This is a genomic window from Pontibacter roseus DSM 17521 (assembly GCF_000373265.1).
Taxonomy (GTDB): domain Bacteria; phylum Bacteroidota; class Bacteroidia; order Cytophagales; family Hymenobacteraceae; genus Pontibacter; species Pontibacter roseus.
Genome location: NZ_KB890765.1, coordinates 583,170 through 603,047, shown reverse-complemented (window position 1 = coordinate 603,047; position 19,878 = coordinate 583,170). Strand labels below are relative to the sequence as shown.

General features: G+C 51.5%; 16 protein-coding genes. 10 read left to right on the top strand and 6 right to left on the bottom strand.

Features of this window, described 5'->3' with window-relative positions:
- Nucleotides 1–352: 352 nt before the first annotated feature.
- A complete protein-coding gene (locus B051_RS22740; RefSeq protein ID WP_211214343.1) occupies nucleotides 353–502 on the bottom strand; it encodes a hypothetical protein in 150 nt (49 codons plus the stop codon).
- Nucleotides 503–925: 423 nt separating this feature from the next.
- Here B051_RS22740 and B051_RS0114185 point away from each other — a divergent pair, with 423 nt between their 5' ends.
- The 4 genes from B051_RS0114185 to B051_RS0114170 all read left to right on the top strand — a co-directional run bounded on the left by B051_RS0114185 (nucleotide 926) and on the right by B051_RS0114170 (nucleotide 6,208).
- Nucleotides 926–2,353: an APC family permease gene (locus B051_RS0114185; RefSeq protein WP_018478876.1), complete on the top strand. Its 1,428-nt coding sequence runs from the start codon at nucleotides 926–928 to the stop codon at nucleotides 2,351–2,353.
- Nucleotides 2,354–2,489: 136 nt separating this feature from the next.
- On the top strand, nucleotides 2,490–2,849 hold the full coding sequence (locus tag B051_RS0114180) for a hypothetical protein (RefSeq protein WP_018478875.1): 360 nt from the start codon (nucleotides 2,490–2,492) through the stop codon (nucleotides 2,847–2,849).
- Between the two features lie 287 nt (nucleotides 2,850–3,136).
- Entirely contained in the window at nucleotides 3,137–5,074 is a 1,938-nt protein-coding gene (locus B051_RS0114175; RefSeq protein WP_026236413.1) for a KUP/HAK/KT family potassium transporter, read from the top strand.
- An 18-nt stretch (nucleotides 5,075–5,092) separates the two neighbouring features.
- Complete coding sequence (locus B051_RS0114170; protein WP_018478873.1) at nucleotides 5,093–6,208, top strand: lysylphosphatidylglycerol synthase transmembrane domain-containing protein; 1,116 nt, start codon at nucleotides 5,093–5,095, stop codon at nucleotides 6,206–6,208.
- A 290-nt stretch (nucleotides 6,209–6,498) separates the two neighbouring features.
- Here the strand turns inward: B051_RS0114170 and B051_RS21350 are convergent, their stop codons facing one another.
- Complete coding sequence (locus B051_RS21350) at nucleotides 6,499–6,903, bottom strand: hypothetical protein (protein ID WP_018478872.1); 405 nt, start codon at nucleotides 6,901–6,903, stop codon at nucleotides 6,499–6,501.
- Between the two features lie 198 nt (nucleotides 6,904–7,101).
- Here B051_RS21350 and B051_RS0114160 point away from each other — a divergent pair, with 198 nt between their 5' ends.
- Nucleotides 7,102–9,204, top strand: a complete 2,103-nt coding sequence (locus tag B051_RS0114160; RefSeq protein ID WP_033316877.1) for a copper-translocating P-type ATPase — start codon at nucleotides 7,102–7,104, stop codon at nucleotides 9,202–9,204.
- A gap of 186 nt (nucleotides 9,205–9,390) precedes the next feature.
- On the opposite strand, the gene B051_RS0114155 is transcribed toward B051_RS0114160, so the two are convergent.
- Nucleotides 9,391–10,050, bottom strand: coding sequence for an NADPH-dependent FMN reductase (locus tag B051_RS0114155; protein ID WP_018478870.1), 660 nt, complete (start codon nucleotides 10,048–10,050; stop codon nucleotides 9,391–9,393).
- A gap of 93 nt (nucleotides 10,051–10,143) precedes the next feature.
- Entirely contained in the window at nucleotides 10,144–10,905 is a 762-nt protein-coding gene (locus B051_RS0114150) for an SDR family NAD(P)-dependent oxidoreductase (RefSeq protein WP_018478869.1), read from the bottom strand.
- Nucleotides 10,906–11,218: 313 nt separating this feature from the next.
- On the opposite strand from B051_RS0114150, the gene B051_RS0114145 reads away from it, so the two are divergent.
- On the top strand, nucleotides 11,219–12,100 hold the full coding sequence (locus tag B051_RS0114145; protein ID WP_018478868.1) for a DUF3078 domain-containing protein: 882 nt from the start codon (nucleotides 11,219–11,221) through the stop codon (nucleotides 12,098–12,100).
- A gap of 110 nt (nucleotides 12,101–12,210) precedes the next feature.
- Here B051_RS0114145 and B051_RS0114140 read toward each other — a convergent pair whose 3' ends face one another.
- Both B051_RS0114140 and B051_RS0114135 read right to left on the bottom strand, forming a co-directional pair.
- Nucleotides 12,211–13,461: an OmpA family protein gene (locus B051_RS0114140; RefSeq protein ID WP_018478867.1), complete on the bottom strand. Its 1,251-nt coding sequence runs from the start codon at nucleotides 13,459–13,461 to the stop codon at nucleotides 12,211–12,213.
- Between the two features lie 430 nt (nucleotides 13,462–13,891).
- The gene (locus B051_RS0114135; RefSeq protein ID WP_018478866.1) at nucleotides 13,892–15,202 is read right to left on the bottom strand and encodes a DUF5690 family protein; all 1,311 of its coding nucleotides are present in this window, start codon (nucleotides 15,200–15,202) and stop codon (nucleotides 13,892–13,894) included.
- A 595-nt stretch (nucleotides 15,203–15,797) separates the two neighbouring features.
- On the opposite strand from B051_RS0114135, the gene B051_RS0114130 reads away from it, so the two are divergent.
- The 4 genes from B051_RS0114130 to B051_RS0114115 all read left to right on the top strand — a co-directional run bounded on the left by B051_RS0114130 (nucleotide 15,798) and on the right by B051_RS0114115 (nucleotide 19,839).
- Nucleotides 15,798–16,364 (top strand): helix-turn-helix domain-containing protein, encoded by a 567-nt coding sequence (locus tag B051_RS0114130; protein WP_018478865.1) that lies wholly within the window; start codon nucleotides 15,798–15,800, stop codon nucleotides 16,362–16,364.
- 290 nt (nucleotides 16,365–16,654) lie between these two features.
- Entirely contained in the window at nucleotides 16,655–18,118 is a 1,464-nt protein-coding gene (gene kaiC, locus B051_RS0114125; protein ID WP_026236412.1) for a circadian clock protein KaiC, read from the top strand.
- Nucleotides 18,119–18,181: 63 nt separating this feature from the next.
- Nucleotides 18,182–18,469, top strand: a complete 288-nt coding sequence (locus tag B051_RS0114120) for a circadian clock KaiB family protein (protein WP_018478863.1) — start codon at nucleotides 18,182–18,184, stop codon at nucleotides 18,467–18,469.
- A gap of 227 nt (nucleotides 18,470–18,696) precedes the next feature.
- Entirely contained in the window at nucleotides 18,697–19,839 is a 1,143-nt protein-coding gene (locus B051_RS0114115; protein ID WP_018478862.1) for a serine hydrolase domain-containing protein, read from the top strand.
- The last annotated feature ends 39 nt before the right edge of the window (nucleotides 19,840–19,878 follow it).

Below are 19,878 nucleotides of genomic sequence, written 5' to 3'. Positions count from 1 at the left end.
ACACTCACGAACTGCAGTCCTTGCAATTGCTTGACACTATGTGTAAAGAGCAGCTCAACGCTAATCATAAAGAGTAAATCATAGTTTTCTGTCAGCACAATCTGAAAATGCAACAGGACGCTATACCTAACTCATTGTGCTGGCCGAGTCGACCAAGTAATTAGTTTTTCTATTAAACAGAAAACCTGTCCGAGCTTGTGCTTAGGCAGGTTTTCTGTTTAATAGAAGCAAAGGTATAGACTTACTGTTTGCCCGTGTGCATCTTTACAATCTCGCGCAGCCACTTGAGCATCAGGAAAATGGCCAACGCAGCCAGCAAGGAGCCAATGCAGTTTACCACGAAGAACCAAGCCTAGCGGTCATACTTGTCCCACATGCTTGCCAGCACGCCTGACAATTCAGTTGCGCTTTCCTTGGAAATCCCAAAGCTTCTGCTTTGCGCATCAATCATGTAGAGGAAGAAGATGGCCAACATCAGATAAAAGCCAAACCGCTCCCTCACTTCAGAAAAGGTAGTAGAGACCTCTAGGGTGTTTTGATGTGATAGTAGACAATTCTTTATTCGCAAAATTTGTTTGAAAGTAAACAGGCTTTGCTAACCTACAAAAGGGCTCATCCCTTCTGGTATTTTTGTACCAGTAGGGATGCAGATAACCTCTAAACCTATTTAGTATTCAGGAATCCCTGTTCTTTATTCAGACAACGGTATAGCAGCCATACCTTGGCAACCTTCGAGCACAAGCCTGTGCTTACTTCAGAGATATAATTTGTTTCAAGGCGACAATTTAGCTAGTATCTGCATTCTGTGCCTGGGCAGTTATGTGGTTGTTTCTTCTCGTTGGACTTGTATGAAATCAATTTTATATATCATACATTGGTAACCTCTAAATCTGAATCATCAAAGCACCAGCAGTAGACACTTCGTATGGGGAAACAAACCGAACTGGACCGGTCGCTGGGCTTGCGCCTGGTCATCGTAGTCGTGATAGGGAACATCATTGGGTCTGGCGTGTACAAGAAAGTGGCCCCGATGGCCGCAGAGCTGCACTCGGCGGAGTGGGTGCTTATCTGCTGGCTGCTGGCTGGCGTTATCTCCCTGTTCGGTGCCTTGAGCAACGCGGAGGTAGCCGGGCTGTTGGCCGATACGGGTGGCGAATATGCGTACTATAAAAAAATCTACAACCGCTTCTTTGCCTTCATCTTCGGGTGGTCCCTGTTCACGGTTATACAGACGGCAGCAATTTCGTCCTTGGCCTACGTTTTCGCTCAGTCTCTCCACAGCATCGTTTCCCTGCCTCCTATACTGGAGGGTTTGTCTGGCTTCACGATTAGCGGCATTTTTTACCCTTTCGCTGATTTCAATGTAAAGCTCGTCGCTATTCTCCTGATTGTCCTCCTCACTTGGGTGAACACCAAGGGGGTAAAGACAGGTGCATGGCTTAGTACCGCCATCCTGCTGCTCGTGTTTGCTGGCATCAGTGTCATCGTGATTTTCGGCCTTGGCAGCAAGCAGTCTGATATAGGGAGCAGCTTCACGCCTTCCTCGGTTTCGGCTGCACCTGTCACTTTCAGCGCTGTCTTCACGGCCATGCTTTCGGCGTTCTGGGCCTACCAGGGCTGGGCGGCCGTCGGATTTGTAGGCGGCGAAATCAAAAATGCCAAGCAGAACATCCCCAAAGGTATAGCCATCGGGGTACTGACGGTCATAGCCCTATACCTGCTGGTGAACATGACCTACCTGTCCCTGCTGCCTGTATCGGTGATGGAGCAGGTGCACGAGGCAGGCAACAGGATTGCGGCCGTGGAGGCGGTGCGAAGTTTCTGGGGATACGCCGGGGCCGTGTTTATCTCGGTTCTCATTCTAATCACCACGCTTGGTTGCACCAACGCCACCATTCTGGCCAGTTGCCGCACCTATTTTGCCATGGCGCGTGAAGGCCTGTTCTTTCAGAAGGCAGCGGTGCTCAACAAGGCGCAGGCACCTGCCGCCTCCCTTCGGTACCAGTGTGTATGGGCTTGCCTGCTCGTGCTTTCAGGCACCTTCGACCAGCTCACGGACATGATTATTTTCGCTGTATTCATCTTCTATGGTTCCACCACGTTGGGTGTGTTCATCCTGAGGAGGAAAATGCCCAACGCTCCGAGACCGTACAAGGTATGGGGTTACCCTGTGGTGCCCGCCATCATGGTTCTTTTCTGTGCCGCCCTTTTTCTGAACACGATTGTTGTCCGGCCCCGGGAGGCAGCCATCGGCATGGCGCTGATATTGACAGGTATACCCATGTACTGGTGGTTCCGCAAAAACCAACAGAAGGAGCCACAGGTACCATCGGAGAACAAGGTTCTGCATTGATACCATTGCAAGGTCATACTAGATAAGCGCTTACTGCTATACCTTGCCCGTATAAAGAAACTCGTTCTGGAGGGGCACAAAATATATGTGCCCTACGCTGTTGCTTTAATCAGCACAACCCTATTCCTTTGCAGCCATGAAACCCACAGGGAGACAGGTCCTTACTAAGCTGAATGTACTGCTGGCGGTTCTGCTATGCAGTGTGCTGGCTTATGCCCTGCCTGTTGCCGCTCAGGCAGCAGCCCATCCGGAGGAGTCGGTTATTCAGAAGAGGCTAAATACTGCTGATGAGGCTCCGCTGGTCCTATTAGCAGGCAAGTGTACCTCAGGAGAAGAAGGCATCCTTCAACTCGACAAGTCCCTGTTGCTCCCTTTGTTTTACTCGCTGCTCCAAAAGCTATACGCTGGAGGCCCGGGCACTGCGACTGCACCCAACTCCTATCCTGCCTCTAGAGGCGATTGCGGCCTTCATACCATCTTCACAAAGGGTCCTTAGAGCTCTCTTCTTTCTCCATGTGCTTCTCCTACAGGAGCGCAACACAAGTTAGACCGCGAAATTGGCGGCTGCACGTCTGTTTCTGTTTTCCCTGTCATAGTGCCTGCAGGAGCCTCTTTCGGCTCTTTAGCATAATAGCTGGAAGACCTTCATCTGGTTCGGCTGACGAAAAGGATGCTGGTGGCTATACCTGCGAAAGGCACTCGCGCTTTGCCATTGGTGCAAAATAAGACACTTCACCTGCTGCTATTCCGGCAGCGTTAGTACCCGTCTATTTTTTCTTTTCTATGAGTATTCAGTATAAATCGAATGCTGTCTCTACTGCCGGGGTATTGATTTCACTCGGCATCATTTACGGTGACATCGGCACGTCGCCGCTTTACGTGATGAAGGCCATCTTGGGGGAGGCTCCTATCTCGGAAACACTGGTCTATGGCGGCATCTCCTGCGTTTTCTGGACGCTGGCCTTGCAGACCACTCTAAAGTACGTAGTGCTCACCCTGCAGGCAGACAACAACGGGGAGGGTGGCATCTTTTCCCTCTATACCCTCATCAGGCGCAGGAGCCCCTGGCTTATTGTGCCGGCCATGGTGGGCGGTGCTGCCCTCCTGGCCGATGGCATCATCACGCCGCCCATTTCTGTTTCCTCCGCCATTGAAGGCCTGCGGCTGCTCTACCCAGGTATACCGACTGTGCCCATTGTGCTGGCCATTCTCACCGGTTTGTTCCTGATGCAGAGTTTTGGCACCCAGGTAGTCGGGAAGGCGTTCGGGCCTATCATGCTGCTGTGGTTCACGATGCTGGGCTCATTGGGCGCAGTTTCCTTGCTGCACCATCCGGAGATTCTGAAGGCGCTCCACCCCTACTACGCCTACAACCTGCTGGTGAACTACCCCAACGGGTTCTGGCTGTTGGGGGCCGTGTTCCTCTGTACCACGGGCGCGGAAGCCATATACTCCGATTTGGGCCACTGCGGCTGTCCTAACATTCGCCTGAGCTGGGCCTTCGTGAAAGTCTCTTTGGTGCTCAACTACCTGGGGCAGGGTGCCTGGCTGATGACCCAGCAGGGCAAGCAACTGGTAGGCAATCCTTTCTATAGCCTCATGCCGGATTGGTTCCTGCTCATCGGTATTACCATCGCGACCATCGCCGCCATCATTGCGAGCCAGGCGCTGTTGTCGGGTTCGTTTACGCTCATCAGCGAGGCGATTCGGCTGAACCTCTGGCCGAAAGTGAAACTGGTTTATCCCACCAACCTGAAGGGACAGCTATACGTGCCTAGCGTGAACTGGCTCCTGTGGGCGGGCTGCGTGGGTGTGGTTTTGTACTTCCGCGAATCGGCGCAAATGGAGGCTGCCTACGGCCTGGCCATTACCATGGCCATGCTCTCGACCACCATCCTGATGACGTACTACCTCTATGTCAAGTCCAGGTCCAGGATACTGGTGGTCTCGTTTTTGGTCCTCTATCTGGCTATTGAACTCTCGTTCCTGGTGGCCAACCTGAGCAAGTTTCCGCATGGTGGCTGGGTGTCGCTGCTTATCGCAGGCCTGCTGCTGGCGGTGATGTATACCTGGATAAACGCCTTCTACATCAAGCGCAGCTTTACCGACTACGTGCGCCTGAAGGACTACCTGCCCGCCCTGAGAGAACTCAGTGCCGACGAGTCGGTGCCCAAGTACACGACGCACCTGGTGTTCATGACGAGTGTCTCCAGCCCGAGGGATATAGAGTCGAAAATCATCTACTCCATTTTTCAGAAGCGCCCCAAGCGGGCCGACATCTACTGGTTTGTACATGTGGAGACCACCGATGAACCTTATACCAGCGAATACAAAGTAAGCCGAATTACAGACGACGATATAATCCGGATTGACTTCAAACTGGGCTTCCGGGTGGAGCAGCGCATCAACTTGTTCTTCCGGAAAGTGGTGGAGGAACTCGTGGACAACGGGGAGGTAGATATCACGAGCCGGTACTCTTCCCTGAGCAGGCAGCACCTTATCGGCGACTTCCGGTTTGTGGTGCTGGAGAAATTCTTATCTTACGAGAACGACCTGCCATTCCGGAAACGGCTGATAATGGAGTGGTATTTCAACCTCAAGCAGTTTGCCACGTCTGAAAGTAAGTGGTTCGGTCTGGATACCAGCTCCGTAAAAGTAGAGAAGGTGCCACTGGTCATCATGCCCGTGAAACTGCCTCATTTAAGAAGGGTGAAGGTATAAGTACAAAGAAACACCGCCATGGCACTGACGAAAGAAGAACTCCAGAAGAAATTCTCGACCCGCAGGCTCATCCTGCCCATGTTGCTGGGACTGGGCGTGGTAGGCTACATGCTGCATAAGAACTACGAACCCGGGCAGCTCCAGACGCTCCTGCAGGCAAGCCCGCTCTGGCTCGGAATCACCCTGCTGGTGCTCCTGGTCAGGGATTTGGGCTACATGTACCGTATCCGCTACATCACATACAAAGCCCTGAGCTGGAGGCAGAGTTTCCGGGTGATTATGCTCTGGGAGTTTGCCTCCTGCGCCTTGCCCTCGGTGGTGGGTGGCTCTACCATTGCCGCCTACATCCTGTTCAAGGAGAAGATTCCGCTAGGCAAGTCGATTGCCCAGGTGATGGTGACGGCCATGCTGGATAACCTGTACTTTGTTCTGGCGGTGCCACTGGTGGTGCTGTTCACGGGTGGTCAGCTGATTCCCACCTTCGACACCATGAGTGAGACGTTCCGGCTGAGCCTGGTCATCACGTTTGGCATCTCCTACTTGCTGATTGCCTTGTATGCCTTCACGATGTTTTATGCCCTGTTCATGAACCCGAAGGCCGTCAAGCGCCTTTTGCTGCGCATAGGAAGTTTCAGGCTGCTCCGCAAGTGGCGCCCAGCCCTGCTGCGGCATGCGAACGAGCTGCTAATCGCCTCCAGGCACCTGCGCACCAAGGACTACGCCTACTGGCTGCACGGGAGCATCTCCACCATATTCGTCTGGACGGCACGCTATGCCATCATCGGCTGCCTGATTGCGGCCTTCACGCACCTGGAAGCGGCAGACCATTTCCTGGTGTTCGCCCGCAACCTCATCTACAAGGTGGTGCTGCTCCTGTCTGTCACGCCTGGCGGGGCTGGTTTTGCCGAGATAGCTTTTCCGGCCTTCTTCGGCGCTTTCCTGGGCGGGTTTACCACCATCATCGTGCTGCTGTACCGCCTGCTGACTTACTACCTATACCTGGTAATCGGCGTGATTGTGTTCCCGCGCTGGGTCACCCAGGTGTTTGGCAAGGAGGAAAGCAGCGCTATACCTGTACCAGCCCAGAACAAGAACTTGACCACCTCCACTACTGACACCCAACCCGTAAAATGAGAAATTTCGCGAAGAACCTTACCCGCCGCAAAAGCGCGACGGCGCTGCTGGAAGACTATGGCTCCCATGACAAAATATTGATTAACAGTGGCAGGTTGAATCAATAGGCAGCTCAATATTTAATCCAACTATACAGATAATGGCGGTATAGTAGAACTCTGTACATACGCCTCAACTGCGTACAACTATTTCATGAGCTTTGATAATGCGTGAAAGAAGCCGGCTTAGCAGATGATTTGTCTCATATGTTATGGATACATCACGCCGGGTGGCGAAGACTAGGCTACTAATCAGAGCTCGGACTTGGAAAGCTGGTCCAGGATGTTTTCGCCCAGCAGGATATCAGCCACCTTGATGCTCCCCATACCTATTTGTTGAAACACGCCAGTTACCTGTAGCACGGCTATCCTGTCTGTAGGGGATACTTCGGCTATATAAGAGATTTTTGACTCGGCCAGCCGCTTGACAACGGCCTCGTGCATCGCTTTCACAGCAGTGGGGTGCGTAATCATGTTGCGAAAGTCGGCCAGCAAGGTATAGCCAGGCTTAGCCACCTGAATGACTTTATCCCAATCGCTGAGGTAGTTGGGCACAACCTCAGGTGATTTCCAGTAATTGTTAATCCGAAGGTATACCCGGTTCTTTACACGGTCGTAAGTCAATTCGTAATAGGCGTTGTTTGAAACTGAAATCATTTCTCTTATTCGATATTCGTCGTACAACTACCCTAACGGAAGCAGGAACATTCCGTTGTTGCACGAACTGCCTATGGCAAAGGAGTCAAAGGCGTGTTGAAAGATGCGTATGGCGCATACGCTGATACTATAATGCCTGACTTAGCATGGAAACTAGGGCGAGAGCATTATACAATTGGTCAGTTGCCTTTCAAAAATATGAACAACGAACATCACCACGGGCATAACCACTCCCACCAGGCCAAGGTGTCTAAAACCGATGCAACCGAGCGGCTCACGGAAAAGGCGCTGCACGGCCATGAACACGCCATGCACCAGGACACCACCGGTCACCCGCCCCACGGCGGACATGGGCACGACCACCACCGCATGATGATAGACGACTTCAAAAAGCGGTTCTGGGTATCTTTGGTGCTGTCTATACCTGTTATCATCCTCAGTCCGATGGTGCAGCACATCCTGGGTTTCTCCCTGGATATCCCTTATAGCCTGTACATCGCCTTTGTACTCTCCTCCATCATCTATTTTTACGGCGGTTGGCCTTTCCTGACCGGCTTGGTGGAAGAGGTGAAAAAAGGCGCTCCGGGCATGATGACGCTCATTGGGGTGGCCATCACAGTGGCTTACCTCTACAGCTCGGCTATCGTGTTTGGGCTGGAAGGCATGGACTTCTTCTGGGAACTGGCCACGCTGATAGTCATCATGCTGCTCGGTCACTGGATTGAGATGAAGTCGGTCCTGGGGGCCTCCAAGGCGCTGGAACTGCTGGTGAGCATGATGCCTGCCGAGGCCATGCTGCTTCGGGATGGCGAGGCCCTGAAAGTACGCATCGAGGAGCTGCAGAAAGGTGATTTGATTCTGGTGAAGCCGGGCGAAAAGATGCCTGCCGATGGCGTGGTGGAAGACGGCGAGAGCCACCTGAACGAGAGCATGCTGACCGGTGAGAGCAAGCCGGTAAAGAAGACCAGGGGCGGGAAGGTGATTGGAGGTTCCGTCAACGGCAACGGAGCGCTGCAGGTGCGGGTAGAGCATACGGGCAAGGAAAGCTACCTCAACAAGGTGATTCACCTGGTGCAGGAGGCACAGAAAACCAAATCTGAAACGCAGCGCCTGGCCGACCGGGCCGCCAGATGGCTGACCTACGTGGCGCTGACCGCCGGCTTCGGCACCTTTACTGTGTGGCTCTTACTTGGTCATGATTTGGCTTTTGCGCTGGAGCGGATGGTGACCGTAATGGTCATCTCCTGCCCGCACGCGCTGGGGCTGGCCGTGCCGCTGGTGGTGGCTATCTCCACGGCTGTGTCGGCCAATAACGGCCTGCTCATCCGCAACCGCACCGCGTTTGAGAACTCCCGCAAGATTACCACCGTCATCTTCGACAAGACCGGCACGCTGACACAGGGCTCGCATGAAATTGCGTCTGTCGTGGTTTTTGATAAGGCGATGGAGGAGCGCGAAATGCTGCGCCTGGCGGCTGGCGTGGAGCAGAACTCGGAGCACTTCATCGCGCAAAGCATACTGCGCCGGGCAAAAGAGGAAGGTATACCCGTGCCTCCCGCACAGGCTTTTAACTACTTACCCGGAAAAGGTTTGGAAGGTATAGTGGAAGGGAAAGAGGTGAAAGTAGTGGGCCCGAACTACATCCATGAATTCAATATCCCCGTGCCTGCCAGCCAGGCGGAGGAAGGCGTGGAAACAGTAGTGTATGTTCTGTTGGAAAATAAGCCGGTTGGGTATATCGCCATGCGCGACCAGATTCGGGAGGAGTCAGCCGAAGCCATACGGGTGCTCAGACAGAACGGCATCAAGAACCTGCTGCTGACCGGCGACAACGAGCGCGTAGCCAGGAGTGTGAGCGACAAGCTGCAGATGGATGGCTTCCTGGCCAACGTACTGCCGCACCAGAAACAGGAGAAAGTGAAGGAGCTGCAGGCTCAAGGTGAGTTCGTGGCTATGACCGGCGACGGCGTGAATGACGCTCCTGCCCTGGCGCAGGCCGATGTGGGAATTGCTGTTGGTTCGGGCACCGACGTAGCCGCCGAGACAGCTGACATCATCCTGGTGAACAGCAATCCGCAGGACATCGCTTCGCTGATACTGTTCGGCAAAGCCACCTACCGCAAAATGATTCAGAACCTGATTTGGGCCACCGGCTATAACGTAATTGCCTTGCCCCTGGCAGCGGGCGTGCTCTACAACCAGGGCGTTATGGTGTCGCCGGCGGTGGGGGCTGCCCTCATGAGTCTAAGCACCGTGATTGTGGCCATAAACGCGCAACTCTTGCGCCGTGAAATCAGGTAAATTTATACAGCATCTGCATCTGGCCTTCCACAACCACCCTCTATCACGCAGAAAAGACAAGCGCATATCAAAACACGCCCTATACCTTAAAGGCCTATAAAACTTGTTAGGTATAGCACTATCCATACCTGTCAGAGTCTCTAAAGTCTGTGGTAACGTCGTGTTTACCATTAAGCGAAATGCTTTTTATTCCACCCGCTCAACTGCCGGGTCAGGGTACTCACCTAAAAACTCCACCCACGCCTTTTTCATGCAAGGGTAATGCTTGGCGGCTTCCACCAGGTTCATGAAGGCGACCAGGTTGTCTTCGAACCGCTTGGTGAGTGTCGCATCGGCAATGGTGCCATCTTCTGTGAACGCTTTGTGCGCAGTGGCCAACGAAAACATATCCGGGAAAACCCGTGCCCCCAGATGTTCCAAGGGCATCCTTAATGCCCAAAGTCCTTTGTTGCCACCGCCCATAGAGGGGGAAGCAGACATGAGCAAGGCATGCCGCTCGTTGAACGGCTGCGGCCGGAACCTGGAAACCCAGTCAATCGCATTTTTCAGCAGCCCAGGCATAGAGCCGTTATACTCCGGCGACGAGATGATGAAGGCGTCGTTTGCCAGCAGCCGCCTGCAGAGTTCCTCCGCTCCTGTCGGGTGTCCGCTGTTTGATTCCTCATCCTGGTTATAGGAAGGGACATCAAACTCACTCATATCGGCGAAATCAACTTTCCCTCCTTTTTCCTCAATCACTTGTTGGGCCAACCGCGCTAGTCGTGTATTCAGCGAATCGTCTCGTAGCGAAGCTGAAAAAACCAGGAAGCGCATGGGCTCATCGTATTTATTCTGTTGCTGTTCCATCGGGTCTATCGGGTATAGTATCGGGCAGCATGTCCGCCTCTGTCACATCTACGGATTCGGCTGCAGCGGGGTCGCATACGATTAGGTCAATCCTTACTGGACACTCAACCCACCATCAATCACCTGGGTGGTACCGGTGATAAAACGGCTGTCGTCGCTGGCCAGAAACAGGACCAGTTGCGCAATCTCCTCCGGTTCGGCATACCTGCCCAGCGGAATAGTGTTCTCCAATTCTTTCTTGGCTGCCTCGGCCTGGCCCGGGGCAAAGCCTTCCTCCAGAGACCGCATCATTTGGTTGTCCACCGGCGAAGGATGCACGGAGTTCACCCTGATTTTCCTGGGCGCGGCCTCCACCGCTGCCGCCCGCATGATACCGACCACGGCGTGCTTGCTCGTGATGTAGGCGCTCACATTGGGGCTGCCGTTGATGCCTGCTATCGAAGAGGAGTTGATGATGCTGCCTCCATTGTTCATCTGCGGCAACACATGCTTTATACCCAGCCAGGCGCCCTTCACATTGACCGCAATTACTTTGTCGAACATATCCTCCGGGTACTCTGTGATTGGTTTCACCACCCCCTCAATGCCGGCGTTGTTGAAGAACATATCAATCTTACCGAAGGCCTTGACAGTGGCATCCACGTAGCGCCGCACGTCTTCTGACTTCGATACATCGGCAGCGCTGTACTTCACGTTTTCGCCGCCTAGTTCCCTGACAGCCTGTTGCAAGGCGTCCTCGTTCAGGTCGACCAGCATGACCCTGGCCCCTTCCTCTAGAAAAAGCTGGGCTGTGATTTGGCCAATACTGCCGGCACCTCCTGTGATGATGGCTACTTTGTTTTCTAATTTCTTCATAGCTGTATGGCATGCAAGTGTGTAATGAAACAATGTCTTCTCGTAACTGTATTAGTATATTTTAGTAAGTACTTTATACTTATTTATACACGTAGTTATACCAAATCCGAAGCGCCTTTCCCGCCTATACTAGCTTTGCAGCAATGAACTAACAGGACTACTGATTTAAGCATGAAACAATCGATTAAGCATCTTCTGAGCTAGAGAAGTTTATAAAATACTTACATACTACCCTTGGACATGCACAGAGGGGAATACAGACAACCACCTTGAATAAGACACATTTCAATTTCAAAACTTTATACCCATTCACATGAAAAAATCTATACTGTTACTGTTTATCCTATTGGTAAACTCTGCCATGGTATTTGCCCAGACAGAAGCCGACACAACCTGGAGAAGAACCTTCGCAGCAGGTATAAACTTAAACCAGGCTGCGTTCAGCGACAACTGGAAAGCAGGCGGTATCAGCTCCATTGCATTCAATGCAAATCTGGATGCCCGAGCTGATTATGTCAGTGGCAAAATATCGTGGGACAATGCGGTGCAAATGCAGTACGGATTGCTCAAAAACAAAGGAGAAGAAAAGCGCAAAAGCATCGACCGCCTATACCTGGATTCCAAGTATGGCTATGCCATCTCTTCTGACTGGAATGCGTTTGTTTCTGCTAATTTCCTTTCTCAGTTTGCGAAGGGCTATGAGTATGACATAGACGCCGACGGAAATGACCGGCTGATTTCCAACTTCCTATCCCCTGGCTTCCTTACTTTTGCGCTAGGTGCAGAGTATAAACCCAATCCGTATTTCTCGCTGCGCCTGAGCCCATTTGCTCCCCGCTTTACTTTTTTAGCGGATGACGCGGTGGCAGCAAACGAGCGCTATGGCGTGCCGGAAGGTAAAAGCGTGCGAACGGAATGGTTGGCTGCCATGATACAGGCCACTTACAATCGGGATGTACTCACCAACGTGAATCTCAGGCTGAACTACATGGCCTACATTAACTACCAGGAACTTTCCGGAAAGCAAATCGACCACATGTTCAATGCCGTACTAACGGCCAAAGTCAACCGCTACATCAATGTGAACCTGATGGGCAACTTAATCTATGACCATGACCAGGATACTGGTGTCCAGTATAATCAATCTCTAGGTCTTGGTATACTATACACCATGCAGGGTTTCACGGTAAGGTAACGGCTGTTTCAGCGCAACTATGCCTAAATAAAAGCAGGCAGGAGAGACGAATCCGTCTCTCCTGCCTTTTTTATTTAGGTATCTACTTCTGGATGAAAACCCGATAACTGTTACTTTTTGGTTACCAAGACATCGATACGCCGGTTTTGGGTACGGCCCTCCTCAGTTGTGTTGTCAGCAACGGGGTGTTGTTCGCCATACCCTTCCGCCTCCAATCGGGAGGCGTCTATACCTTGCTGCTGAATAGCCTCTTTCACAGCTTCGGCCCTGCTTTGGGAAAGCTTGAGATTGGCAGCAGGCTGTCCAACGTTATCGGTATAGCCGCCAATTTTGATATTCACCTGTGGGTAGGCCTTTAGTATCTTGACAATATTGTCAATCTGTTCCTGCGATTGAGGTTGTATTCGGGCGCTACCGGTTTCAAAGTGCAGGCGGTCAAAACTGAACCAGCTGGTTTTATCGGGCACTTTGTTATCGTCCTCAATAAACGCTACCAGTCTGCTTTCTATACCATCTGGCGGAATGTTGAGCACAACACCTCCTGGAATCTCCCTTTCAGTAAGAGCTACACCTGATTCCCTTGGCTCCATTCTCTCCTCTTCTGTTCTGACAGGCTCCGTAGTCACTGCGGCTGTATCCGTATCTGTGTCTTCGTCACAGGAACGCAATCCGAATACAAGCAACAGGAGGGCTGCGAGGCCAAGCAGCACAGGCCATAGCCAGTTTGTTTTTTTCTCAGGCTCTGAGGTATGGTGGACTCTTTCGGCAGTGGCAACGTGGTGTGGTCGCTCAACATGTGGAGCGGCGGCACTAGCTGCAGTGTTTGCGCCAGTCAAACCTCCCAAGCCCAGAACGCTGCCGAGCCCGGCAGGAAGGGCACTCATGATGCTTGACTTCTGACTGCTCAGGTAGCTGCTTAGCCCAGCTTCGTCCAGGTTATCCTCTTGGGTCTTCCTCCCCAAGAAACCTAATACCAAGGGTGCTATGTAGCCAAGGATGGCCGCAACGGATGTGGATTTTATGCCCGCGAAATTGCTGAGCGCATTGCTTACGCCATTTAGGTTGTTGCCGAAAATCTCGGATAGGAACTGGTTTCCGGCAGGTGCAGTACTTCCGGGAGCACCCGGAACAGTGTTACTCAGGTTTGACAACGTGCTTTCGCCGTTCTGCCGAATCAGGTTAAAAATAGACCCCATGGCACCCGGCTCAGACGTACGACTGACCAAGCCGCCTAAGACGGCAGGCAATATCCCGCCAAAAGCCTTAGCTGTTGCAGGCTCACTCTCGCCTAACTCGCTGCTGGTTCTTGATATGAGCTCCGGGTTTATGAATCCCTGTAATGACTCGAGTAAGTTTGCCATATTATTTCAAATTAAAGTTTGAAAAGTTCAGTAATTTATATACTATATCCATATTATTTAGTTTTGGTATAATACAAATAGCATATACATTAACGCATTAAAAACCTATACTTTAAAAGAAGAACAGCGCTCCCACTACTTAGAATATTATCATATTTCACCTCCTATCCAACTTAACAGGTAAGTCTATGGCAACATCAATTGCAAGTCTCAGCAAAATACAGTGCTAGCCACTCTTGAGGAACTATATGTAAGTTACATTGACTGAAATCTGCAGAGGTCTTTTTCTGTGTGGAGCACAGCGGATGACTGGTTACAGGCAATCAGCAGTACTACTTGCGAGAAGAATTAACGCTGATGCTTACAGCTGGTAAGGAATATATCAAATCGCGTTAGCAGGAATCTATACCTTACATACAAAACGCAGTACTCATACCTGCAACGTCTCCACAGGCTTTAGCTCGTTGAATTCTTTATGCATAAGTCGCTTATACTTCCTCCCAAAATACACCATGGAAAAGGCCGTGAGCAGTATGCCGATGGCCGAGAGGCCTATCACGCTGTTGGAGAAGAAGGTGACCCAGTTCAGCTGCACCTTGAAAATCTCTTTGCTGAACAGCACCCCCACGCTGCCCACGTACCCAAACGAATCAGCCAGGTAAATCAGGAAGCCCACGTTGCCGGTGTACCTGAACGTGGAGATGAGCCGGTCGAAGAACACGGCGTTGAACGGAATGTAGACCATGTACAGGCCCAGCCCGACGAGCATCATCCACCAGATGGGCGCTATGGATTGAACGGTAAAAAGCAAGGTGGAAATCCCGGCAATCGTGAAGCCAATCAGGATGAAAACATGTGCCGTCTGCAGGGCTTTGTAGTTGTTTTTGATGAGCACCATGCTGCCAATCAACACCAGGATAATCAGCGTGATGGGCGTTTCCGTTTGGGAGAAAATGGCCGGTTGGTTGAAGTACCCCAGCTCCTTCCACATCTCAGCCCCGAAGTTATCGCGGATGTCCCGGAAGATGGTCGCAAAGCAGTAAATGAGCACGCAGGCTACTATACCTGCAAAGAACTCTTTCACGAAGCCTTTGCGGTCGGCCTCGGTCATGGCTACGCGCTCTGTCCGATGCCGGATGTCCTCTTCGCTGGGAGGTGGAATCCGCTCCATCAGGAAAACGAAGAGCAGGAGCGGCAGCGCGAAAACCAGACCGGTATAGAACGGCACCCAGAACTCCGACACGCCAAACTCCACCATCAGCCAGGCTCCCACAGACTTGACAAAGCCGGAGGCGAAGATGAAGCTCACCGCCAGTGTCGCCCCAATGAAGTCAGTGCTCCGTCGGCCCTCCACGTACGAGAACACCACTCCCCACAGCATGCCCAGCGGAAAGCCGTTGATGAACAGAAACACGATGTTGTACGGCACCGGCACCAACGCAAAAAGTAACCAGCTGGCCCAGGCTATACCTGTGAGGAGCAAAATCACGCTCCCCCGGCCCGTCCGCTTGAGTTCCGAGATGTACTTGATGCCGTAGAACTTGGCGAGCAGGTAGCCCAGTACCTGGCTAATGACCAGAATCGTCTTGTAGCTATAGCCGGCTATTTCAATCCCATCGAAGGTGGCCACCGTGAAAGACTTCCGGAACCCGAAAATCATGGTGTAGGCAAGAAAAACCACCACGGCGGCATATAGCCCTACTTTTATCTGGCTTCTGTTTTGATGCTTTGTTTCTGCCATTGACCTCAGGTATAGGGGGATGGATTTTGTTTTCTCCTGTCAATGTACTTATTCGCTTCGAAATTTCCTTTGGGGACGGTGCGAAATGTGGCGGTTTTCAGAGAAAGTACAATCCACAAGATGTATTCCCTTTTGGCCAGACGCAAGACCATGCACAACTCTTGGCTACATGTTGATGTGAAAATGATAAGTCCTCCCCTGCTATACCTGCTGAAGCATCCTAGGAGGATTTTCAATACAATCCTCGGACTGCTATACCTGACACGTGCGTGTAGAGGCCGCTAAATATAAATCATTGGAATGCCAGGTTTCGGCTTAAACCTTTGTAGATTGCAGGTATAGGGCATTCTGGTTGACAGAAGCAGCTAAAGGATATCTTATCTTTTCATGCTACTGGATGTTTTCGGAATACTTTATTGGTTAATGAATTAATGTAGCTGTGTAAACGTCATAGGTACGAACATCAGGACTGTTTGACAGTATCTGGTAAATTCCCGCTCTCATTGTCTTCTGCGTCGCGCCAGGTTTTGACTCATCTTCCAGCGACGCCACCGTACCATGCTCCCGGACGCGAGCATGCACTTTACAAAAATCAATGAAGCTATACATCAAGTACATGGTCAGTAACCGCTGCAAAGCGCTGGTGCAGAAAGAGCTCCTAAACCTGGGTTTGCAATCAGAGTATGTGGTGGTTGACCTGGGCGTGGTTGAAATTCACAAAGACATCACTGACATCCAGCTGGAACAGCTAAAGGAAAACCTGAGCAAAACCGGTTTGGAACTGCTGGACGACAGCAAAAGCAAACTGATAGATAAAATCAAGACGCTGATAACGGACCTCATTCATTCCTCGGAAGAACAGCCGAACGTGAATTACTCCGTCTACATCAGCGAGAAGCTGGGCTACAACTACAACTACCTGGCTAATATATTCTCAGAGGTCAAAGGCATCACCATTCAGCAATTCATCATCATCCACAAGATAGAGAAAGCAAAGGAGCTGCTGTTTTATGATGAACTCACCCTTACCGAAATCGCCCATCGCCTGCATTACAGCAGTGTCGCCCACCTGTCCGCCCAGTTCAAGAAAGTGACGGGCCTTTCTCCCACGTTTTACAGGCACATCAAAGACAAACGGGAGAGCGTGCTCGAAAACCTGTAACATTTGATACATACTGGAACAAGTATGTAAAGTATTCCCCTCCTATACCTCACACCTTTGTACATCCCTTTGTCGGTTATGTCAGACTCGGGGATTCATGCAGCTGCATGTGACTGATTCAAACCGGTAGCCACTCCCTTAACACGGGTATAGATGTTCTCGGACGTGGACAGACACAGAGAGGTTCGCTGTACTTTACCTTAAAGCCCATTATAACTACCTATCATGGTAACACCTAGACCTGTATGTTCACACCATACCTCCACTTCCACAACCGCTTACGTTTGCCTATGAACCTTCAAAAACTAGAAACAGGAAACGCTTCCTTCGATCATATCTCCCATGGCGGATTGCCCATTGGCCGCACCACCCTCGTAGCGGGAAGTTCTGGCAGCGCCAAAACGCTCTTTGGAGCACAATTCCTGGCGTTAGGAATTCAGTTGTTCAACCAGCCAGGTGTTTTCGTCACGTTTGAAGAACAGGTAGATGATATCCGGAAAAACCTAAAAAGCTTTAACTGGGATATAGACACCTGGGAGAAAGAAGGGAAGTGGATTTTTGTGGATGCCGCCCCCAAGGAAGAGGTGATAATCGCTGTCGGCGATTTTGACCTGAGCGCCTTCCGCATCCGGCTGGAGAGCGCCGTACGGAAATGCAAGGCACAGCGGGTGGTCATCGATTCCATAGGCAGCATTTTCACGCAGTTTCACGAAGAGATGCATACCATACGGCGGGAGTTGATACAGGTGGCCCTGACCTTGTCGCGTTTGGGTGCCACGTCCATCATTACGGCCGAACGGCTGGAGGAATACGGGAAAATCACACGCTTCGGGGTGGAAGAGTTTTTGACAGACAACGTGGTTATCCTCCGCAATGTGCTGCATAACGAGAAGCGCAGACGAACCATCGAAATCCTGAAGTTCAGGGGGAGCAACCACGAAAAAGGGGAGAACCCGTTTTCCATCAACCCGGAGAAGGCCATCGTCATCATCCCGCTTTCGGCCATGAACCTGAAGCACGTCTCATCTAACGAGCGAATCACCTCTGGCATACCTGCACTGGATGAGATGATAAACGGCGGGTTTTACAAAGGCTCCATCAACCTGGTCTCCGGGGCAATCGGGGCCGGCAAAACCTTGCTGGTAGCCAACTTCATCAACGGGATACGCGCGAATAAAGAACGCTGCCTACTCATGGCTTTTGAGGAAAGCTGCGAGCAACTATACCGGAACGCAGCCGGCTGGGGCATCGATTTCAACCAGCTAGAGGAAGAAGGACTGCTGAAAGTGATTTGCATCTACCCGGAGATTTCCTCTTTGGAAGACCACTTCATCAACATACAGGAAGTAGTGAAAAACTTCAAACCGGACCGAATCGCCATCGACAGTCTTTCCGCTCTGTCGCGCACTTCCGGCGACAAAGGCTTCCGAGAGTTTATCATTGCCTTTACCTCTTACCTCAAGCATCAGGAAATCACCGGCATGTTCACGTCCAACACCCCATTGCTGGCGGGCGGCACCTCCGATACAGAGGGGAACATCTCTCCCATCACGGACACCATCATCCTACTGCGCTATGTAGAGATGTCGGGCGAGATGCAACGCAGCATCGCTGTACTCAAAATGCGGGGCTCCAGGCACGATTCTTCTATCCGGAAATTCTCCATCACAGACCAGGGGGCAAACATAGGGAGACACTTCGAGGGCATCAGCGGCATCCTGACGGGCAACCCCATGCTCATCAAGCTCGAGTAGAGCCTTGTTCACGGCATACCTTACTCGCCGGCAGTAACCAACACTTTTAGCCAAAACCAAATAATGAGCAAGCATGTATTTCAGCTCTACATCAATGGCCACAGCCTCACTTCAATCGAGGCCGTGGACACAATCGTTAAAATCTGCAGGGAAAACTTAAATGGAAACTATCAGCTCGAAATAATCGACATTCAGAAAGACCCTGACAAGGCAGAGGAGGCGGGCATCATTGCCATACCTACCCTTATCCGGATGAAGCCAGTGCCTGTCAGCCGCATCATCGGCGCTTTGAATGTAAGGAGCCGCGTGTTGGCCGCGCTGGGCATTTCAAGTATGCACGTGCAGGTATAACTTGGCACGAGAAAATCGCTTTTCGAATGCGTACTATCACTCTTAAACCAAATTTAGGTATAGCGTACATCAACCCCGCCATTTAGTGCTCCTCTTCTGTGTAGGAGGTATAGCCTATACATAATCAGAAAGCCGTTGTCTTTGCCCCCGCACTAGCCGGGCGAAAGATTTGATTTTTAACTTTCACGACAATTGGTTTCATTTGTCTTCACTCTCTTCTATACCTGATGAAACCAGCCATCCAGAAAGTTTTCCTCGCCGTTCTTTTCCTACTAGCCCTGACCAGCAAGGGGTATGCCCAGACAGCGCAAGCCGAAAAGGAGATTCAAACGATAATGCAGGAGTATGATGTGGTGGGCCTGTCGGTTGCCGTCGTAAAAAAAGGAGAGATTGTTTACAGCAAGGCTTTCGGTTTGAAGAACAGGGAAACCCAGACGCCGCTCGCCCTAGACGATATCTTCCGGATTGCGTCCATCTCCAAGTCTTTTTCGGCCACGGCCATCATGCAGTTGGTGGAAGCTGGCAAGCTGTCCCTGAACGATGATTTCAGTGATTTGGTAGGGTTCAAAGTACGAAACCCAAAATACCCCAACACAGTCATCACCTTAAAAATGGTGCTTTCCCATACCTCTAGCATCAACGACAGCCAGGGCTATTTCACGCTCGATGCCATCAACCCCGCCAAAAACCCCGACTGGGCCAAGTGCTACAACGCTTATGAACCGGGCAAAGGCTATGAGTACTGCAACCTGAATTTCAACATGGTCGGAACCATTATCGAGAAGAAGACAGGAGAGCGATTCGACCAGTATGTGAAAAAGCACATCCTGGACCCACTGGATTTGTACGGCGGCTATTGCGTGGATTCCCTGGATGCGAGCCGTTTCGCCACCCTCTACGCCTATGACACCGACTCGGCCAAGTTCACCCCCTCCTACTCCGCCTACAACCCCCGCAGCGAGGAAATCCGGAACTACGTCATGGGCTACAGCACGCCTATTTTCTCCCCGACTGGTGGTATGAAAATCTCCGTACCGGATTTGGCCAAATACATGACCATGCACATGCAATTGGGCGAGTACCAGGACACCCGCATCATCTCCCGCAAAAGCGCCAAACGGATGCAAAAGCCTGTCGCGGATAACGGCTACGCCCTGGCCCTGACCACCGAAAAAGAATTGATACCGGGCAAAACCATGGTGGGCCACACCGGCACAGCGTATGGCCTCTACAGCTCCATGTTCTTCCACCCGAAGGAGCAGTTCGGCATCGTCGTGATTACGAACGGATGCAGCGAACCCGAGACGGAAGAACTGAATAAGGTGATAGTGGCCGCCACCAACAGCCTGTACCAACACCTGGTCAAATAGAATTTCCTTTGGCTGCTGGTTAAACAGGTGGCGTTTGAC

Bases quoted from the DNA above. Each gene is read 5' to 3' on its own strand.
- B051_RS0114170 (WP_018478873.1), top strand. From the start codon at position 5,093: ATGGCACTGACGAAAGAAGAACTCCAGAAGAAATTCTCGACCCGCAGG.
- B051_RS0114180 (WP_018478875.1), top strand. From the start codon at position 2,490: ATGAAACCCACAGGGAGACAGGTCCTTACTAAGCTGAATGTACTGCTG.
- B051_RS21350 (WP_018478872.1), bottom strand. From the start codon at position 6,903: ATGATTTCAGTTTCAAACAACGCCTATTACGAATTGACTTACGACCGT.
- B051_RS0114150 (WP_018478869.1), bottom strand. From the start codon at position 10,905: ATGAAGAAATTAGAAAACAAAGTAGCCATCATCACAGGAGGTGCCGGC.
- B051_RS0114160 (WP_033316877.1), top strand. From the start codon at position 7,102: ATGAACAACGAACATCACCACGGGCATAACCACTCCCACCAGGCCAAG.
- B051_RS0114185 (WP_018478876.1), top strand. From the start codon at position 926: ATGGGGAAACAAACCGAACTGGACCGGTCGCTGGGCTTGCGCCTGGTC.
- B051_RS0114135 (WP_018478866.1), bottom strand. From the start codon at position 15,202: ATGGCAGAAACAAAGCATCAAAACAGAAGCCAGATAAAAGTAGGGCTA.
- B051_RS0114115 (WP_018478862.1), top strand. From the start codon at position 18,697: ATGAAACCAGCCATCCAGAAAGTTTTCCTCGCCGTTCTTTTCCTACTA.
- B051_RS0114130 (WP_018478865.1), top strand. From the start codon at position 15,798: ATGAAGCTATACATCAAGTACATGGTCAGTAACCGCTGCAAAGCGCTG.
- B051_RS0114145 (WP_018478868.1), top strand. From the start codon at position 11,219: ATGAAAAAATCTATACTGTTACTGTTTATCCTATTGGTAAACTCTGCC.
- kaiC (WP_026236412.1), top strand. From the start codon at position 16,655: ATGAACCTTCAAAAACTAGAAACAGGAAACGCTTCCTTCGATCATATC.
- B051_RS0114175 (WP_026236413.1), top strand. From the start codon at position 3,137: ATGAGTATTCAGTATAAATCGAATGCTGTCTCTACTGCCGGGGTATTG.
- B051_RS0114120 (WP_018478863.1), top strand. From the start codon at position 18,182: ATGAGCAAGCATGTATTTCAGCTCTACATCAATGGCCACAGCCTCACT.
- B051_RS0114140 (WP_018478867.1), bottom strand. From the start codon at position 13,461: ATGGCAAACTTACTCGAGTCATTACAGGGATTCATAAACCCGGAGCTC.
- B051_RS0114155 (WP_018478870.1), bottom strand. From the start codon at position 10,050: ATGGAACAGCAACAGAATAAATACGATGAGCCCATGCGCTTCCTGGTT.